This window comes from Comamonas sp. 4034 (genome assembly GCF_050434545.1).
In the GTDB taxonomy this organism is placed as follows: Bacteria; Pseudomonadota; Gammaproteobacteria; order Burkholderiales; family Burkholderiaceae_C; genus Comamonas; species Comamonas odontotermitis.
On the sequence record NZ_JBNDIT010000005.1, the window covers coordinates 175702 to 193980 of the forward strand.

The 18279-nt window shown below is 63.0% G+C and carries 12 protein-coding genes; 10 read left to right on the forward strand and 2 right to left on the reverse strand.

Annotated features, from left to right (window positions below; all coding sequences use genetic code 11):
- Window positions 1-24: 24 nt before the first annotated feature.
- Window positions 25-726 (reverse strand): 3-oxoacid CoA-transferase subunit A, encoded by a 702-nt coding sequence (locus ABIE32_RS07540; protein WP_224150234.1) that lies wholly within the window; start codon window positions 724-726, stop codon window positions 25-27.
- A gap of 286 nt (window positions 727-1012) precedes the next feature.
- On the opposite strand from ABIE32_RS07540, the gene ABIE32_RS07545 reads away from it, so the two are divergent.
- On the forward strand, window positions 1013-1837 hold the full coding sequence (locus ABIE32_RS07545) for an IclR family transcriptional regulator domain-containing protein (protein WP_429015042.1): 825 nt from the start codon (window positions 1013-1015) through the stop codon (window positions 1835-1837).
- Window positions 1838-1930: 93 nt separating this feature from the next.
- On the opposite strand, the gene ABIE32_RS07550 is transcribed toward ABIE32_RS07545, so the two are convergent.
- A complete protein-coding gene (locus ABIE32_RS07550; RefSeq protein WP_429015043.1) occupies window positions 1931-3493 on the reverse strand; it encodes a hypothetical protein in 1563 nt (520 codons plus the stop codon).
- A gap of 254 nt (window positions 3494-3747) precedes the next feature.
- Here ABIE32_RS07550 and ABIE32_RS07555 point away from each other — a divergent pair, with 254 nt between their 5' ends.
- The 9 genes from ABIE32_RS07555 to fghA all read left to right on the forward strand — a co-directional run bounded on the left by ABIE32_RS07555 (window position 3748) and on the right by fghA (window position 18124).
- Window positions 3748-5898 (forward strand): TonB-dependent receptor, encoded by a 2151-nt coding sequence (locus ABIE32_RS07555; RefSeq protein ID WP_429015045.1) that lies wholly within the window; start codon window positions 3748-3750, stop codon window positions 5896-5898.
- A gap of 14 nt (window positions 5899-5912) precedes the next feature.
- Window positions 5913-6644, forward strand: a complete 732-nt coding sequence (locus ABIE32_RS07560) for a PepSY-associated TM helix domain-containing protein (protein ID WP_429015046.1) — start codon at window positions 5913-5915, stop codon at window positions 6642-6644.
- A gap of 116 nt (window positions 6645-6760) precedes the next feature.
- On the forward strand, window positions 6761-7462 hold the full coding sequence (locus tag ABIE32_RS07565; RefSeq protein WP_429015048.1) for a transposase: 702 nt from the start codon (window positions 6761-6763) through the stop codon (window positions 7460-7462).
- Window positions 7463-7642: 180 nt separating this feature from the next.
- A complete protein-coding gene (locus ABIE32_RS07570; RefSeq protein ID WP_224150228.1) occupies window positions 7643-12424 on the forward strand; it encodes a glutamate synthase-related protein in 4782 nt (1593 codons plus the stop codon).
- A 128-nt stretch (window positions 12425-12552) separates the two neighbouring features.
- Entirely contained in the window at window positions 12553-14028 is a 1476-nt protein-coding gene (locus ABIE32_RS07575) for a glutamate synthase subunit beta (RefSeq protein WP_429015050.1), read from the forward strand.
- A 252-nt stretch (window positions 14029-14280) separates the two neighbouring features.
- Window positions 14281-14547, forward strand: a complete 267-nt coding sequence (locus tag ABIE32_RS07580) for a metal/formaldehyde-sensitive transcriptional repressor (RefSeq protein ID WP_184707010.1) — start codon at window positions 14281-14283, stop codon at window positions 14545-14547.
- A gap of 189 nt (window positions 14548-14736) precedes the next feature.
- Window positions 14737-15852 (forward strand): S-(hydroxymethyl)glutathione dehydrogenase/class III alcohol dehydrogenase, encoded by a 1116-nt coding sequence (locus ABIE32_RS07585; RefSeq protein ID WP_429015052.1) that lies wholly within the window; start codon window positions 14737-14739, stop codon window positions 15850-15852.
- 84 nt (window positions 15853-15936) lie between these two features.
- Window positions 15937-17235 carry a DEAD/DEAH box helicase gene (locus tag ABIE32_RS07590; protein ID WP_429015054.1) on the forward strand — a complete coding sequence of 433 codons (1299 nt, stop codon included), beginning with the start codon at window positions 15937-15939 and terminating at the stop codon, window positions 17233-17235.
- A gap of 16 nt (window positions 17236-17251) precedes the next feature.
- The gene (gene fghA, locus ABIE32_RS07595; protein WP_429015056.1) at window positions 17252-18124 is read left to right on the forward strand and encodes an S-formylglutathione hydrolase; all 873 of its coding nucleotides are present in this window, start codon (window positions 17252-17254) and stop codon (window positions 18122-18124) included.
- Window positions 18125-18279 lie beyond the last annotated feature (155 nt).

The window sequence follows — 18279 nt, forward strand, 5'->3', positions numbered from 1 at the left end:
TGTTATCTCCTGCGCTGCGGCCGATCAGGCAGCCTGTTTGATGCCGACGGCCTGCGTGGCCACGCGGTCGATCTTGATCACCTGGTTGACATAGATGCCGGGGGTGACGACGGCTTCCGGGTCCAGCGTGCCCAGCTCCACAATCTCGTGCACGGTGGCCACGGTGTACTTGGCCGCTGCCGCCATCACCGGGCCGAAATTGCGCGCCGATTTGCGGTAGGTGAGATTGCCCCAACGGTCGCCTTGTTCGGCCTTGATGAGGGCCACATCGCCGTAGATGGGGTATTCGAGCACGTAGTGCCTGCCATTGATCTCGCGCGTTTCCTTGCCTGCTGCCAGCTCGGTGCCGTAGGCCGTAGGGCAGAAAAAGGCGCCAATGCCGGCACCTGCTGCGCGCATGCGCTCGGCCAGATTGCCCTGGGGCACGACTTCCAGTTCGATCTTGCCGCTGCGGTACAGCCCGTCAAACACATAGCTGTCCACCTGGCGCGGAAAGCTGCAGATGATCTTGCGCACAGCGCCCGTCTTGAGCAGGGCTGCCAGGCCCGTGTCGCCATTGCCCGCGTTGTTGTTCACCACGGTCAGCTCGCGCGCGCCCTGGGCGATCAGCCCGTCGATCAGCACCGAGGGAATGCCGGCTGTGCCAAAACCGCCGATCAGCACCGTCGAGCCGTCCTGGACCTTGCTGAGCGATTCGGCCACCGAGTCCGAAATCTTGTTGATCATCCGCTGTCTCCTGTCAGTAGAAACCCGTGCTGCCATCCGGTTCGGCAGCGCTTGGCCCCATGTGACCACAGAAGTGCATCAGGCACGATGGCGACGCTGGTGCCTGGGTGACTTTTGCGGCCTTGGGGATTGACCAAAATGTTCGTATATAGAACAATAGTTCGATAAAAGAATTATAGACTTTCGGTTCCACTGCCACCGACGCCTTGGTGACTGACTTTTGCAGTTTTGCAGCCATGGCTGCGCACCACCTTGCTGCCATGTTGCGCTTGCCGCAGAGATCGCTATGAAAGACGACGACCAGACCCTTCGCCCCAGTGACAGCTACGTGCAATCCTTTGCGCGCGGGCTGGAAGTGATCCGCAGCTTTGGTGCTGCCGCGCCGCGCCAGACGCTCACTGAGGTGGCGGACGCCACGGGCCTGACCCGCGCGGGCGCACGCCGCATCCTGCTGACGCTGCACACCCTGGGCTACGTGCGCATGGAAGGCCGGGCATTCGAGCTGACGCCGAAAATTCTCGATCTCGGCTTTGCCTACCTGACATCCATGCCGATGTGGCACAGCGCCCAGCCGGTGATGGACGCGCTGGTGGAGCAGGTGCATGAATCCTGCTCCATCGCGGTGCTGGACGGGCAGGACGTGGTGTACGTGATGCGCGTGCATACCCACAAGATCATGAGCACCAACCTGGGCATCGGCTCGCGCCTGCCTGCGTTCTGGACGTCGCTGGGACGCGTGCTGCTGGCCGAACTGCCCGCGCACGAGCTGCAGCATTTGCTTGAAACACGCGACCGCAGCCAGTTCACCCGCTTGACGGTGCAGGACGACGATGCGCTGCTGGCACAGATTGGCCAGGTACGCGTGCAGGGTTGGTGCCTGCTGAACCAGGAGCTGGAGGAGGGCCTGACCTCGGTCGCAGCCCCCATCCGCAATGCAGCAGGCAAGGTGGTTGCTGCGATGAACATCAGCGGCCAGGCCAACCGCACCACGCCCGAGATCATGCGCCAGGAGTTGCTGCCACAGCTGCTTCAGGCGGCTGGGCGCGTGTCGGCGCTGCTGGGCTACCGGGCTGGATCAGGCGCAGCACGGGCGGGTGCGGTGCGGGGCTGATCCTGCTGGGCGATGGTTGGGGATGAAAGCAGCCGCTTGTGCACAACAGCAAAGCGTTGCATTGTCAAAAATAAGAGCAAAGCATGCAATGGATCATTGATCCAGCTTGCCAAGGCCTTGCAGATTGCCAAACCGGTCACGAATCTGGATCCACGTGCTGCCCTGGTTCAGGAGCGGCAATGGAAAAACAATGATCCGGCCATCTGCGTGCTTGCATCGCACCCAAGTGGGTCGCTCGGTGGAGCCATACGCGCAGGCCAGCGACCCATCGGCAGACTTCACCAGCCCATTCTCTTCCTGGTTGAACACGATGTGCGTTGCCTGTATGGGGTCGTACCATTCGCCAAACAGGCGGTCCGCCAAGGCTGGAGGAGCATCCAGTTGCAGGCGCTGTATGGCGCGGGGCGCTTCTCCGGGAAAGGTCACCGTGCCACGCTGTGAAAAATGCCTGGCGGGCGTCGTCTCCTTCAAGGAGAGCTCTACGGTCACCACGCCTGCATTGTCTTGCCAATGCGCAGGTTGAGGCGGTCCACCCAGGCTGCGCCCGTCGGCATAGCGGTCCAGGCTCAGGTCTGCACGCGATGCGAGGGTATCGGCCCCCGCACTGGCGTAGGTGCCACTGCCCATGTGGAAAGTGGGTTGGCCGTCGGCACCATAGTTGAAGACCTGCAACACCATCGTGCTGTTCTGCACATCCAGCGCCAGGCCGCGCCCGGGTTTGCCGGTCAACTCATCGGTCACAATCCAGGTGCCATTCACCGGCATCAACTGATGGAAATACGCACGGGGAATCCCTGTGATCGTGGCGCCTGGCGCAGTGAGTTCCCAGTAGTTCTGTTGTACCCATGCTCGGACTCCATTGGCAACAGTATTCCTGTCGTATGCAGACCTGATCTGCCCCATGACTGGCAGCGGATGCGCGGGGGTATTCGACAAGGTGATGGCGCCTGAAACCTGACCTGCTGCCAGCCGCAACCGCAGGCTTTTGACGCCGCCGCTGACTGCGTTGGCGGCGTTGCACTGAAACTGAGCAAGATCAAAATCCACGGCGCAGGGCAGAGTTTGGGCTGCGCTATCAGGGGGGCTGGTCAGCGCGATTTCCGTCTGGCCTTCTGCGTTGCGTGTCAGCATTGCCGAGAAGTATTGCATCACCTGCAGTGCATCATCCAGAACCAGAAGATGCATGCCTCGGTTTCCGATCTGTGCCAGCGGATTGCTGATGCTGGGCGTGAAATCCTTCACCAGAAAGCGCTCTATCGCAGCAGGGGCTTCGCCGGGAAACTGCACGGTCCCTTTGAGCCCGTTGCTGAACGAAACGGTGACATCGCCAGATGAGCTGTCCTGTTCCGCATCGCGCGCCTCGCTGCCAAAGCTGCGGCCATTCTTGTATCGAATCAGTGGCGCGGTCACAGTGGTGCCATCCAATGTGCCTGTAGCTGTATAGAACGTGGCGTTGCCGTTCTTTTCATAGCCGAACACCTGCATGAAAAAGGTGTTGCCTTGCACGTCGATGGCCAGGCCGCGCCCGGGTTTGCCGTCTACTTCGCTGCTCACTACCCAGGTGCCTGCCTGCGGTGTGAAGTCGCGTGCGGCCCACGCTGCGGTGGCGCCAATGATCGAGGTGGTGAATGCGAATGCGCGTATCCAAGGGTGCATCGGGTCTCCAGCGGTGTTTCTGTGTCGTGGGCATCCTAATGGGTGGCGGGCCATGGCGCCACATGCGAGCGGGCTCACGAGCATGCCATTCTGGGGCTTGCTATGAATGGGTTCACACAAATTCAGCAATTCTTCACAAATGGGAATCATTTCTCATTAATATGTGCGGGCTTTCTCGGTAGTAGCAAGACAAGCCGGGCTTCCCGCCCCCTGCAGCCAGACCAGATTCGTGCCAACCCATAACAGGAATCGAAATGGCTCACCCCCTCAAACCCTGGGCTGCAACAGCTGCGGCCCTGTTTTCCACTTGCGTGCAGGCACAGTCGGCACCTCCTGCACCTCCTGCACCTCCTGCACCTGCTTCATCCACCGCACCTGCTGCCGAAGCCACGCTCGAAGAGGTGCGCGTGCAGGGCAGTGCAGAAGCCGAAGCGCGCTACGACGCAGTCACCGCCACCAGCGCCACCAAGATCGAAGCGCCTTTGCGTGATATTCCGCAGACCGTGAACGTGGTGCCACAGACCCTGATGCGCGACCAGGCGGCGCAATCCATGCAGGATGTGCTCAAGGCCGTGCCCGGCATTGGCATGTCGCACGGCGACGGGCAGCGCGACCAGGTCACCATCCGGGGCTTTTCGGCGATTGCGGACCAGTTTGTCGATGGGATGCGCGATGACGCGCTGTACTTTCGGGATCTGTCGAACATCGAGCAGGTGGAAGTGCTCAAGGGCCCGGCATCGGTGCTGTATGGGCGCGGATCATCGGGCGGGCTCATCAACCGCATCACCAAAAAGCCGGGCGCCAACCTGAACGAAGTGGGCTTGACCCTGGGCAGCTGGAAGCAGCGTCGGGGGGAGTTCGACATTGCGCGCGCGCCTGCGGACAGCGTGGTGTCCTACCGCCTGACGGGCGCACTGGAGCGCGCCGACAGCTACCGTGATCCGCAGTTTCTCGATCGCAAGGCGCTGGCAGGCTCGGTGCTGTTCAAATTCAGCGCCGACACGAATCTGCTGCTGCAGGCCGATTACCTCAAGGACAGCCGCATCACCGACTTCGGCGTGCCCGCCTACCAGGGGCGGCCCGTGAATGTATCGCCAGGCACCTACTATGGCGCAGCCAATGCGCGGCAGGCAGATGTGAGTACCAGCGAGGTCAGCTCGTTCTCCGCCACCTTCAACCACCGGTTCAACGACAACCTGAGCCTGCGCAATGCGCTGCGCTACTACGACTATTCTCTGGACCGCAGCAACACCCTGGTGGGCTCGGTGAACGAGGCCGCCCAAACCGCAACACTGACCCGGGGCCATGTGGAGCGGGGCGAGCACGGCTTTTTCAACCAGACGGAACTCACGCAGAAGCTACAGCTGGCGGGCATGCAGCACCAGATGCTGTACGGGCTGGAGCTGGGGCGGCAGAAGAAGGCGCTGCTCAACATCAGCCAGGCGGTGCCGGGCACCATCGACCTGTTCAAGCCGGTGCTGCCCGTGGTGCCACCGCAGTTGACGGCAGCACCTGGCGCCAACAACAACAGCGTGTTCAATGTGGCCAGCGCCTATGTGCAAGACCTGGTGAGCCTGGCGCCGCAGTGGAAGCTGCTGGCGGGCGTGCGGTACGACCGTTTCCGCCAGGAGACCGATGACCTGCTGCCAGCCAACACCGATCTGGCGCGCACCGATGTGGCCTGGAGCCCGCGGGTGGGTGTGGTGTACCAGCCCAGCGCCGCGCTGTCGTATTACGCCTCGTACAGCAAATCGTTCCAGCCGTCTGGTGAGACCTTTGCACTGGCAGCCAACAACGCGCAGCTCGCGCCCGAGATGACCACCAGCAAGGAGGTGGGTGTGAAGTGGGATGTGCTGGAAGGCAAGGCAACGGCGACTGCGGCGCTGTTCCAGGTGGAGCGCACCAATATCAAAAGCGTGGATGCGGTGACGAACAAGGTGGTTCCGCTGGGCGTGCAATGCACCAACGGGCTGGAGCTGAGTCTGGCGGGCAACCTGCCCTATGGCTTGCAGATCTGGTCGGGTTACGCCTATCTGCTGGGGGAAATGACCTCGTCGCCTGCCAAGGATGCGGGCCAGCCCGTGGAAGGCAAGCGGCCCACGCTCACGCCCCGGCACAGCGCCAACGTCTGGCTGACCAAGGCGCTAGGCAACGGCTTTGGCATTGGCGGCGGCGTGAACTATGTGGGTGCGCGCTTTGCCAACCCGGGCAATACCGTCACCTTGCCGGGCTACACCACGGTGGACGCCATGGGGTACTACCGCATGAACGGTGTGGATCTGCAGTTGAAGCTGAACAATATCTTTGATCGCCGCTACATCGTGGCAGGCCACGGCTCCAGTCCCAACCTCAACCTGCCCGGCGCGCCGCGCTCGGTGCAACTGGTCGCTCGTTACCGCTTCTGAACCATCTGCGCTCCATGACTCCCCCCGCAAGCGGCCACGCGCAGCACGGCGTGCGCCTTGGTTTTCAGCAAGCTCCAGCGCCATCTGGCAAGCGCCCGCAGCCAGCGGGCGGCCACCTCTTTGTGCCGCGGCGCTGGCACCGCCCAGCGGTACTGAAATGGTTGCGGCGCACCCACGCATGGCTGGGGGTGTGGGGCGCAGTGATGGGCCTGCTGTTTGGACTGACCGGCTTTTTCCTGAACCACCGCGCCACCATGAAGGTGCCGGGAACCAGCTACGCCAAAACCCAATGGCAGCTGGAGCTGCCGTCTCCACCGCCCGCCACGGTCGATGAACTGGCGGCGTACCTGAAGCAATCGATAGCCCTCAACCGCGAGCCGCACCGCAAGAAGGTGGAGCCCGCAGGTCCCGCGCCCTGGCCCGGGGCTACGCAGCCAGAGCATTGGCAAATCGCGTTCAACACGCCGCGCGCCGTGGTCAATGCAGAGTACTGGGTGGGCAACCTCTCCGTCAGCGTGGAGCGCACCGATCCGAATTTTCTGGGCAAGCTGGTTCGGTTGCACACCGGCGCGGGCGCCAGCGTGGCCTGGATTTTGCTCACCGACACCCTGGCGGGCGCGCTGATCGCCTTGTCGCTCACTGGCTTTCTGCTGTGGACCAAGCTGCACGGCCCGCGTCTGCTGGCACTGGGGCTGGCGGGCACCTGCCTTGCACTGCTGCTGGTGCTGGGCATCACCAGCTGGTAGCTGCTGGCTGGTTGGAGGCGCGAAGCGGCGCGGCGGGTTGTTTTTGCACCCGCCGGGCGCAGGCACGGATAATCTCCATGCCAGATCCCGCATCGACCACGCATTGATTGACCCCCATGGCCCGCCTTCCCCGTCTCACCATTCCCAACCTGCCACACCATGTGCTGCACCGGGGCAACAACCGGCAAACGGTGTTTGTGGACGCGGACGATTACCAGACTTTTGTCGAGCTGCTGCAGCAACTGGCGCAGACGCATCTGGTCGCGGTGCATGCCTTTGTGCTGATGCCCGATCATTTCCAACTGCTGGTTACTCCGCAGACCGAGCAAGGCCTGCCGCAGTTGATGCAGGCGCTGGGCCGGGCCTATGTGCGCTACTTCAACGCACGGCATGTGCGCACCGGCACTTTGTGGGAAGGGCGCTATCGCTCCACCGTGGTGGAGCCAGCGGCACCGTTGCTGCAATGCATCATCTACATTGACACCTGTGCCCAGCGGGCAGGGCAGGCGGTGCAGGCTGCAGATTACCCCTGGTCCAGCTGCGCGCACCATTTAGGTGCAAAAAACATCCCGTGGTTGCGCGACCCCGCTGCCTTCTGGGCCTTGGGCAATACCCCGTTTGCGCGCGAGGCGGAATACGCGCGCTTGCTGGCGCAAGGCTTGTCGCAACGGGAATCCAAGGCTCTGGAGGCGGCCGTCAATGGCGGTTGGGCACTGGGAGACGACGCTTTTGTGCAGCAGCTCCAGTCCACGACCGAGCGGCGTCTGCACAAAAAGAGTGCGGGGCGACCGCGCCTGCAGCCGGTCAAGGTCGAATAAATTCATGAAATCCATATAAATCAACATCTTTTTTTTTTGAATTTAATATGTCCCCAATTTAATTTTTGAAAATTCAATGTCAAATAAATAGGTATCTGACCCTGAATAAAGTTCTTGCTCGGGTATTACCTGCTGCTCTACATTGGCCTTCCCGCGATAGATTATTTGAAGGATTGCGCCATGGTGGCATCTGCACGCGAGCACATGCAAGCTCAGGGTCTGTACGACCCGACAATGGAACACGACGCCTGCGGCGTTGGCTTTGTGGCACACATCAAGGGCCACAAGAGCCATGCCATCGTGACCCAGGCTCTCAAGATTCTCGAAAACCTCGACCACCGCGGCGCAGTCGGTGCAGACAAGCTGATGGGCGACGGCGCGGGTATTCTGATCCAGCTGCCGGATGCGCTCTACCGCGACGAAATGGCTGCCCAGGGCGTAACCCTGCCGCCTTTTGGCGAATATGGCGTGGGCATGGTGTTCCTGCCCAAGGAGCACGCATCGCGCTTGGCCTGTGAAGAAGAACTGGAGCGCGCGATCAAGGCCGAGGGCCAGGTGCTGCTGGGCTGGCGCGATGTGCCGGTGAACCGCGACATGCCGATGTCGCCCACCGTGCGTGAGAAAGAGCCGATCATCCGCCAGGTATTCATTGGCCGTGGCGCCGATGTGATCGTGCAGGATGCGCTGGAGCGCAAGCTGTACGTGATCCGCAAGACGGCCAGCGCCGCCATCCAGAACCTGCAGCTCAAGTACAGCAAAGAGTACTACGTGCCCAGCATGAGCAGCCGCACCGTCATCTACAAGGGCCTGCTGCTGGCCGACCAGGTGGGCACCTACTTCCGCGACCTGGAAGACGAGCGCTGTGTATCGGCGCTGGGTCTGGTACACCAGCGCTTCTCCACCAACACCTTCCCCGAGTGGCCGCTGGCCCACCCTTACCGCTATGTGGCGCACAACGGTGAAATCAACACCGTCAAGGGCAACTACAACTGGATGCGCGCCCGTGAAGGCGTGATGAGCTCGCCCGTGCTGGGCAACGATCTGCAAAAGCTCTACCCGATCAGTTTTGCGCACCAGTCCGACACCGCCACCTTCGACAACTGCCTGGAACTGCTGACCATGGCGGGTTACCCGCTGGCGCAGGCGGTGATGATGATGATCCCCGAGCCCTGGGAGCAGCACACCACCATGGACGAGCGCCGCCGCGCGTTCTACGAGTACCACGCCTCGATGATCGAGCCTTGGGACGGCCCGGCCTCCATCGTATTCACCGATGGCCGCCAGATCGGCGCCACGCTGGACCGCAATGGCCTGCGCCCCGCGCGCTACTGCGTGACCGACGACGATTTCGTGATCATGGGTTCCGAATCGGGCGTGCTGCCCGTGCCAGAGCACAAGATCGTCAAGAAGTGGCGCCTGCAGCCGGGCAAGATGTTTTTGATTGACTTGGATCAAGGTCGTCTGATCGACGACGAGGAAGTCAAGTCGTCGCTGACGAACGCCAAGCCCTACATGCGCTGGATCGAAGACCTGCGCATCCGCCTGGATGATGTGGAAACCCCCGTGGCAGGCGAGTCGCAGATCGACCAGCAGGCCCAGGCCTCGCAGGAGTTCGGCGCCATTGCCGACGAGCAGGATTCGCCCGAGCTGCTGGATCTGCAGCAGGCCTTTGGCTACACGCAGGAAGACATCAAGTTCCTGATGAGCCCCATGGCTGCCAACGGCGAGGAAGGCATCGGCTCCATGGGCAACGACAGCCCGCTGGCCGTGCTGTCTGACAAGAACAAGCCGCTCTACAACTACTTCCGCCAGATGTTCGCGCAGGTGACCAACCCGCCGATCGACCCGATCCGTGAAGCGATCGTGATGAGCCTGGTGTCCTTCATCGGCCCCAAGCCCAACCTGCTGGACATCAACCAGGTCAACCCGCCGCTGCGCCTGGAAGTGACGCAGCCGGTGCTCGATTTTGCCGACATGGTCAAGCTGCGCAACATCCGCGAGCACACGGCCGGCAAGTTCAATTCGGCGGTGCTCGACATCACCTATCCGCTCGAGTGGGGCAGCGAAGGCGTGGAAGCGCGCCTGGCCTCGCTGTGCGCGCAGGCTGTGGACGCCATCAAGACCGGCCACAATATCCTGATCATCAGCGACAAGGGAGTCAGCAAGAACCGCGTGGCCATCCAGGCACTGCTGGCGCTCTCGGCCATTCACCAGCACCTGATCCGCGAAGGCCTGCGCACTGCGTGCGGCCTGGTGGTGGAGACCGGCACCGCCCGCGAAGTGCACCACTTCGGCGTGCTGGCCGGCTACGGTGCCGAAGCCGTGCACCCCTACCTGGCGCTGGAGACCATCACCTCGATCCACAAGCACCTGCCCGGTGACCTGTCGGCAGACAAGGCGATCTACAACTACATCAAGGCCATCGGCAAGGGCTTGTCCAAGATCATGTCCAAGATGGGCGTGTCCACTTACATGTCCTACTGCGGTGCGCAGCTGTTCGAGGCCGTCGGCATCAACAGCGAGACCATCGACAAGTACTTCACCGGCACCTCCAGCCGCGTGGAAGGCCTGGGCGTGTTCGAGATCGGCGAAGAGGCCATCCGCCGCCACAAGGCCGCGTTTGGCGATGACCCGGTGCTGGCCACCATGCTGGATACCGGCGGCGAATACGCCTGGCGCGCCCGTGGCGAAGAGCACATGTGGAGCCCCGATGCGATTGCCAAGCTGCAGCACTCGGCGCGCTCGAACAGCTTCAACACCTACAAGGAATACGCGCAGCTCATCAACGATCAGAGCAAGCGCCACATGACCTTGCGCGGCCTGTTCGAGTTCAAGATCGATCCGGCCCGGGCCATTCCGGTCGAGCAGGTCGAGTCGGCGGCCGAGATCGTCAAGCGCTTTGCCACCGGCGCCATGTCGCTGGGCTCGATCAGCACCGAAGCCCATGTGACCCTGGCAGTGGCGATGAACCGCATCGGCGGCAAGAGCAACACCGGCGAAGGCGGCGAAGACCCCGCACGCTACCGCAATGAGCTCAAGGGCATCCCGATCAAGAAGGGCGAGAGCCTGGCATCGGTCATCGGCAAGGATCAGATCGAGTCCGACTACGTCCTGCAGGAAGGCGACAGCCTGCGCTCCAAGATCAAGCAGGTGGCATCGGGCCGCTTTGGTGTGACGGCGGAGTACCTGGCGTCGGCTGACCAGATCCAGATCAAGATGGCCCAGGGCGCCAAGCCCGGTGAAGGCGGCCAGCTGCCTGGCGGCAAGGTGTCCGAATACATCGGCAAGCAGCGCTACTCGGTGCCCGGCGTGGGCCTGATCTCGCCACCGCCGCACCATGACATCTATTCGATCGAAGACCTGGCACAGCTCATTCACGACCTCAAGAACGTCGCCACGCATTCGTCGATCAGCGTCAAGCTGGTGTCCGAAGTCGGCGTGGGCACGATTGCCGCAGGCGTGGCCAAGTGCAAGGCCGATCACGTGGTGATCGCCGGCCACGATGGCGGCACGGGCGCATCGCCCTGGTCCTCCATCAAGCATGCGGGCTCGCCATGGGAAATCGGCCTGGCCGAAACCCAGCAGACCCTGGTGCTCAACGGCCTGCGCAGCCGCATCCGCGTGCAGGCAGATGGCCAGATGAAGACCGGCCGCGACGTGGTGATCGGTGCGCTGCTGGGTGCCGATGAGTTCGGCTTTGCCACGGCGCCGCTGGTGGTGGAAGGCTGCATCATGATGCGCAAGTGCCATCTCAACACCTGCCCGGTGGGCGTTGCCACGCAAGACCCCGAGCTGCGCAAGAAATTCAGCGGCAAGCCCGAGCACGTGGTGAACTTCTTCTTCTTCATTGCAGAAGAAGCGCGCCAGATCATGGCCCAGCTGGGCATCGCCAGGTTCGACGACCTGATCGGCCGCGCCGACCTGCTCGACATGAAGGCCGGCATCACTCACTGGAAAGCCAAGGGCCTGGATTTCAGCCGCCTGCTGGCGCGTGCCGAGGTGGGTGCCGATGTGCCGCTGTTCCACACGCAAGAGCAGGAGCACGGCCTGGAAAAAGCCTTCGACAACATCCTGATCGAGAAATCGCGCCCCGCCATCGACAAGGGCGAGCGCGTGAAGATTCTGGAGACCGTGCGCAACGTCAACCGTACCGTGGGCGCCATGCTCTCGGGCGCGGTCACCAAGGTGCACCCCGAAGGCCTGCCGGACGACACCATCCACATCCGCGTGGAAGGCACAGGCGGGCAGTCGTTTGGCGCGTTCCTCTGCAACGGCATCACCCTGTACCTGATTGGCGATGCCAACGACTACACCGGCAAGGGCCTGTCCGGCGGCCGTGTGGTGGTGCGCCCGAGCCTCGATTTCCGTGGCGATGCGCACCAGAACATCATCGTCGGCAACACCGTGATGTACGGCGCAACCACGGGCGAAGCCTTCTTCAGCGGCGTGGCCGGTGAGCGCTTTGCCGTGCGCCTGTCGGGTGCAACGGCGGTGGTGGAAGGCACGGGCGACCATGGCTGCGAATACATGACCGGCGGCACCGTGCTGGTGCTGGGCAAGACCGGCCGCAACTTTGCGGCGGGCATGAGTGGCGGCGTGGCCTACGTCTATGACGAAGACGGCCAGTTTGCCAGCCGCTGCAACACCGCGATGGTGGCGCTGGACAAGGTGCTGCCGCAGGCGGAGCAGGAGGCCTCCATCGACAAGGCCGTCTGGCACCATGGACAGACCGACGAAGCCCAACTCAAGCAACTGCTGGCCGACCACCTGCGCTGGACGGGCAGCAAGCGCGCCCGCGAACTGCTCGACCACTGGGAGGCTTCGCGTGCCAAGTTCGTCAAGGTCTTCCCGACCGAGTACAAGCGCGCTTTGGGCGAGATGTATGCCAAGGCAGAAGCCAAGGCGCAGCTGACCAAGGCCAAGACCTCCGCCAAGAAGAGTGCAGACGCAGCGGCAAAGTGATGCATAACGGCTGCGCTGTACCAATGGCGTGGCCGCTGACGTCCTCCACCCTTTTTCAAAAGACCTAATAGACCACGATTGCCGCCTGCCCACATGGCGCAGGCGGTAGCCAAGCAAGAGATCCGATCATGGGAAAAGTCACTGGCTTTATGGAATTTGTGCGCATCGACGAGGGCTATGCGCCCGTTGAAGAGCGCGTCAAGCATTACAAGGAATTCGTTGTCGGCCTGAACTCGCAGCAGGCCAAGCAGCAGGGCGCACGTTGCATGGACTGCGGCACCCCGTTCTGCAACAACGGCTGCCCGGTCAACAACATCATTCCGGATTTCAACGATCTGGTGTACCGCGCGGACTGGGCTGCAGCCTTCCACGTGCTGGATTCGACCAACAACTTCCCCGAGTTCACGGGCCGTATCTGCCCCGCGCCGTGCGAGGCTGCCTGCGTGCTCAACATCAACAACGACCCGGTGGGCATCAAGTCCATCGAGCACGCCATCATCGACCGTGCCTGGGAAGAAGGCTGGGTGCTGCCCCGCCCGGCTGGCGCCAAGACCGGCAAGAAGGTGGCAGTGATTGGCTCTGGCCCGGCCGGCATGGCTGCGGCGCAGCAGCTGGCGCGTGTGGGTCACGACGTGACCCTGTTCGAAAAGAACGACCGCATCGGCGGCCTGCTGCGTTACGGCATTCCTGACTTCAAACTCGACAAGAGCCATATCGACCGCCGCGCCAAGCAGCTGGAGGCCGAAGGCGTCACCATCCGCACCGGCGTGCTGGTGGCCGGCAAGGATGGCCTGGGCAAGGACAGCAAGGTCACCAACTGGGCCAAGGAAACCGTCTCGCCCGAGCAGCTCAGGGCCGAGTTCGACGCCGTGCTGCTGACCGGCGGCTCCGAGCAGTCACGTGACCTGCCCGTGACGGGCCGCGACCTGGACGGCATCCACTTTGCGATGGAGTTTCTGCCCCAGCAGAACAAGATCAACGCGGGCGACAAGCTCAAAGGCCAGTTGCGTGCCGATGGCAAGCACGTCATCGTGATCGGCGGCGGCGACACCGGCAGCGACTGCGTGGGCACCAGCAACCGCCACGGCGCCAAGAGCGTTACCCAGTTCGAGGTGATGCCCATGCCGCCCGAAGAGGAAAACAAGCCGCTGGTCTGGCCCTACTGGCCGATCAAGCTGCGCACCAGCTCCAGCCACGAGGAAGGGGCCGTGCGCGAGTTCGCCATCTCCACCAAGTCGTTCAACGGCGACAAGGGCAAGGTCAAGAGCCTGACCACCGTGCAGGTTGAGTTCAAGGACGGTAAGTTGACCGAAGTCAAGGGTACCGAAAAGGAATGGCCTGCTGACATGGTGCTGCTCGCCATGGGTTTCGTGAACCCGGTCGCCAGCGTGCTCGACGCCTTTGGCGTGGACAAGGACGCACGTGGCAACGCCAAGGCAACGACCGATTTCACCGGCGGCTACGCCACCAATGTGGACAAGGTATTTGCTGCGGGCGATATGCGCCGGGGACAGTCGCTGGTGGTCTGGGCGATCCGAGAAGGCCGCCAGGCTGCGCGCGCGGTGGATGAGTTCCTGATGGGAGAGAGCGATCTGCCACGTTGATAGGGTGGGGTGGCCTTCCCGGTCGCCCTTTGGGTCTCGTGAAACGGCAAGCTGACCGGTTGTCTTTGACCCGCCGCCGCAAAACCAAGCCGCATACCGGAAGGTGTGCGGCTTTTTTGTTGGCAACCGGTGAACGGTGGGGCCGTAAGATGGTGTACTCCCCCTGAGTAATGGGGGATTTTGCGACTTTTGCGCTTACTGGCTGTGCGCTGATCTTTTATACTATCTACCAGTATATGTAAAATCTGCACCATGCCTCATTCTGCCGAAGACAAACGCCGTGCCATCACGCGCCTGAACCGCATTCGTGGACAGGCCGATGCACTGGCGCGCGCGGTGGAGGCAGGCACCGACTGCGCGCCCATCCTGCAGCAGCTGGCTGCGATGCGCGGAGCCGTGCACGGGCTGATGGCCGATCTGCTCGATAGCCATCTGCGCGAGACCATGGCCAAGCAACCGGCGCCGTCGCAGGCCGATATCGAGGAGATGCTGGCGCTGCTGCGCTCGTACCTGAAATGAATATCCCCCCTGTGGCGCTGTGCGCCTTCCCTCTACCCTTGCGTGGCGATGCCATGCAGGCATGGGAACGACAGCCTCGGTGCGGGGCGACGCGGCCGGCGTAGGCCCTTCCTCGCTGTCTCGCAACTTGGGCATCGTCCGTGTCATGAATATCTGTCATAAATCGTTTGACCTATAAGGAGTCCACCCATGAAATCCCGCGCCGCTGTTGCCTTCAAAGCCGGAGAGCCCCTGCAGATCGTCGAGATCGACGTCGCGCCACCCCAGGCGGGTGAGGTGCTGGTCAAGATCACCCATACTGGCGTGTGCCACACCGATGCCTTCACGCTGAGTGGCGATGATCCCGAAGGCATCTTCCCCGCCGTGCTGGGCCATGAAGGCGCAGGCATTGTGGTGGAAGTGGGCGAGGGCGTGACCAGCGTCAAGCCTGGTGACCATGTGATTCCGCTCTACACCGCCGAATGCGGTGAATGCCTGTTCTGCAAGAGCGGCAAGACCAATTTGTGCACCGCCGTGCGCGCCACCCAGGGCAAGGGCGTGATGCCCGACGGCACCACGCGCTTCTCGTACAACGGCGAGCCCGTCTACCACTACATGGGCTGCTCCACGTTCAGCGAGTACACGGTGGTGGCTGCCGTGTCGCTGGCCAAGATCAACCCCGATGCCAACCCCGAGCAGGTCTGCCTGCTGGGCTGTGGCGTGACCACGGGCCTGGGCGCTGTCAAGAACACCGCCAAGGTGCAGGAAGGCGATACCGTGGCCGTGTTTGGCCTGGGTGGCATTGGCCTTGCGGTGATCCAGGGCGCCAAGCTGGCCAAGGCCGGTCGCATCATTGCCGTCGATACCAACCCCGGCAAGTTCGAGCTGGCCCGCACCTTTGGCGCCACCGATTGCGTCAACCCCAAGGACCATGACAAGCCAATCCAGCAGGTGATCGTCGAGATGACCGGCTGGGGCGTGGACCACAGCTTTGAATGCATCGGCAACGTCCACGTCATGCGGGCCGCGCTCGAATGCGCGCACCGTGGCTGGGGCCAGAGCGTCATCATCGGCGTGGCAGGCAGCGGGCAGGAGATTTCGACCCGCCCCTTCCAGCTGGTGACCGGCCGCAAGTGGATGGGCACGGCTTTTGGCGGTGTCAAGGGCCGCTCGCAACTGCCTGGCATGGTGGAAGACGCGATGGCGGGCAAGATCCAGCTGGCGCCATTCGTCACCCACACCATGGGCCTGGCGCAGATCAACGAGGCGTTCGACCTGATGCATGAAGGCAAGTCGATCCGCTCGGTCGTCAATTACGCCGAATAAAGCCTCGCCGCACGCAATCGGCCCGCAGGCCTGACAATGGCGGACTGAATGCTTTATTGCGGCAGCCGCCGTGCCCTTGTCTCCATGTCCTTCTCCACACTTGGCCTTGCGCCATCGCTCGCCCATGCCGCCCAATCGCAGGGGCTGATTGCGCCCACGGCCATCCAGCAGCAAGCCATCCCCGCCATTCTGGACGGGGGTGACCTGCTGGCCTGCGCGCCCACAGGCTCGGGCAAGACCGCCGCCTACGTGCTGCCGCTGTTGCAGGCCTGGATGCTGAGCGATGCGGGCGACAGGCCCGGGGCGCGCGAAACCCAGGCACTGGTTCTGGTGCCCACGCGCGAGCTGGCCACGCAGGTGGCCGAACTGGTCTATTTTGTAGGCGAGGCACTGGGCCGCCGCCCCAAGGTGGCAGTACTCACGGGGGGGGTATCCATCAATCCGCAACTGCTGGCCCTGCGCGGGGGCGTGGACATGGTGATTGCCACCCCCGGGCGTCTGCTGGATGTGGTGGATCACAGCAAGCTGCGGCTGGACACCATTCGCACCCTGGTGCTGGACGAGGCCGACCGCCTGATGGACCTGGGCTTTGCTGACGAGTTGAACCGTGTGCTGGCCCTGGTGCCTGCCAAGGCGCAGCGCCAGACCCTGCTGCTGTCGGCCACGTTTGCGCCAGCCGTGCAGGCCCTGGTGCCCCAGCTGCTGCGCGACGGCCATGCGCGTGTCGAGATCGCATCCACCCACCTGGAAGACGCCACCATCGAGCAGCGCGCGCTGTACGTGGATGCCGCCAAGCGCACGCCGGTGCTGCGCGATCTGATCGAGCAGTACAAGGGCCAGCGCATGCTGGTGTTCGTGGCCAGCCGCTACAGCGCGGAGCACGTGGCCAACAAACTGTACGACCGGGGCATCAACGCCACGGCCTTCCATGGCGAGCTGAGCCAGGGTGCACGCCAGCAGGTGCTGCAGGAGTTTCGCACCAGCCAGTGGCAGGTGTTGATTACCACCGATCTGGCGGCGCGCGGCATTCATGTCGATGCGCTGCCGCTGGTCGTCAACTACGACCTGCCGCGCTCGCCGACCGATTACACACACCGCATCGGCCGTACCGGCCGCGCAGGGCTGAGCGGCCTGGCCATCAGCCTGGTCACGCCCGCAAGCCTGGCGCACTGGAAGCTGATTGCCAAACGCAATGCGCTTGCTGTGGAGCTGGAGCAGTTGCCCGCCTATCCGGTGACCGAGCCCGAGCCCACGCCCCAGCCGCAGGAAGACGGAAACAACGGCGGCATCAAGGGCAAGCGCATGAGCAAGAAAGACAAACTGCGCGCGGCAGCACAACAGGCAGGCATGCCTGCGGCCCGCCCTGGCAAGACGACGCAGTGAATTGAAAAGGATTTCCATGGTTGACGCCGCCTCTACCCTCAAGCTCACCGCTGCCCACGCCTCTTTTGGCGGTGCGCAACGCTTCTACGAGCATTTCTCCAGCGAAACGGGTCTGGCGATGAAGTTCTCCGTCTATCTGCCGCCCAAGGCAATCGAGGGTGAAAAGGTGCCTGTGCTGCTGTACCTGGCAGGGCTCACCTGCACCGAAGAGACCTTCATGATCAAGGCTGCCGCGCAGCGCCTGGCGGCCGAGCTGAATGTGGCTCTGCTGACGTGTGACACCAGCCCGCGCGGCGCGGGCCTGCAGGGAGAATCGGAGAGCTGGGATTTTGGCGTGGGGGCCGGTTTCTACCTCGATGCCACGGCCAAGCCCTGGGCGCTGCACTGGCGCATGGAAAGCTACATCCTCCATGACCTGCTGCCGCTGGTGGGCGCCAGGCTGCCCGTCGATCTGCAGCGCCTGGGCATCTTTGGTCACAGCATGGGCGGCCATGGCGCGCTGACTCTGGCGCTGCGCCACCCCGGGGTGTTCAAATCGGTATCGGCCTTTGCACCCATTGCCAACCCCATTCACTGCCCTTGGGGCCAGAAAGCCTTTTCTGGCTACCTGGGCGACAACAAGGCAGCGTGGGCGCAGCATGACGCCACCGAGCTGATGGCCGCGCAATCGCAGGCGCCATACCCGGCAGGCATCCTGATCGACCAGGGGCTGGCCGACAAGTTTCTGCTCGAAAAGCAGCTTCTGCCCGAAGCCTTCGAGGCTGCCTGCGCCAAGGCGGGCCAGCCGCTCACGCTGCGCCGCCATGCGGGCTACGACCACGGCTACTACTTCATCCAGACGTTCATCGAAGACCATGTGCGCCACCACGCGGAGCAATTGCGCGGCTGACCTGCACAGGCGTCACCATCGGGCGGAGCAGTTTGCAGTTTTGCTGCGCTGGCATAAGGACGGCGTTGTCTGACGTGGCGATTGATAGGACGGCTCTATAAACAACGGCAGGATAGCTTCAGAGGTGGCGGCTTGGGCCGCTACAGCGATCCATT

Bases quoted from the DNA above. Each gene is read 5' to 3' on its own strand.
- ABIE32_RS07540 (WP_224150234.1), bottom strand. From the start codon at position 726: ATGATCAACAAGATTTCGGACTCGGTGGCCGAATCGCTCAGCAAGGTC.
- ABIE32_RS07545 (WP_429015042.1), top strand. From the start codon at position 1,013: ATGAAAGACGACGACCAGACCCTTCGCCCCAGTGACAGCTACGTGCAA.
- ABIE32_RS07550 (WP_429015043.1), bottom strand. From the start codon at position 3,493: ATGCACCCTTGGATACGCGCATTCGCATTCACCACCTCGATCATTGGC.
- ABIE32_RS07555 (WP_429015045.1), top strand. From the start codon at position 3,748: ATGGCTCACCCCCTCAAACCCTGGGCTGCAACAGCTGCGGCCCTGTTT.
- ABIE32_RS07560 (WP_429015046.1), top strand. From the start codon at position 5,913: ATGACTCCCCCCGCAAGCGGCCACGCGCAGCACGGCGTGCGCCTTGGT.
- ABIE32_RS07565 (WP_429015048.1), top strand. From the start codon at position 6,761: ATGGCCCGCCTTCCCCGTCTCACCATTCCCAACCTGCCACACCATGTG.
- ABIE32_RS07570 (WP_224150228.1), top strand. From the start codon at position 7,643: ATGGTGGCATCTGCACGCGAGCACATGCAAGCTCAGGGTCTGTACGAC.
- ABIE32_RS07575 (WP_429015050.1), top strand. From the start codon at position 12,553: ATGGGAAAAGTCACTGGCTTTATGGAATTTGTGCGCATCGACGAGGGC.
- ABIE32_RS07580 (WP_184707010.1), top strand. From the start codon at position 14,281: ATGCCTCATTCTGCCGAAGACAAACGCCGTGCCATCACGCGCCTGAAC.
- ABIE32_RS07585 (WP_429015052.1), top strand. From the start codon at position 14,737: ATGAAATCCCGCGCCGCTGTTGCCTTCAAAGCCGGAGAGCCCCTGCAG.
- ABIE32_RS07590 (WP_429015054.1), top strand. From the start codon at position 15,937: ATGTCCTTCTCCACACTTGGCCTTGCGCCATCGCTCGCCCATGCCGCC.
- fghA (WP_429015056.1), top strand. From the start codon at position 17,252: ATGGTTGACGCCGCCTCTACCCTCAAGCTCACCGCTGCCCACGCCTCT.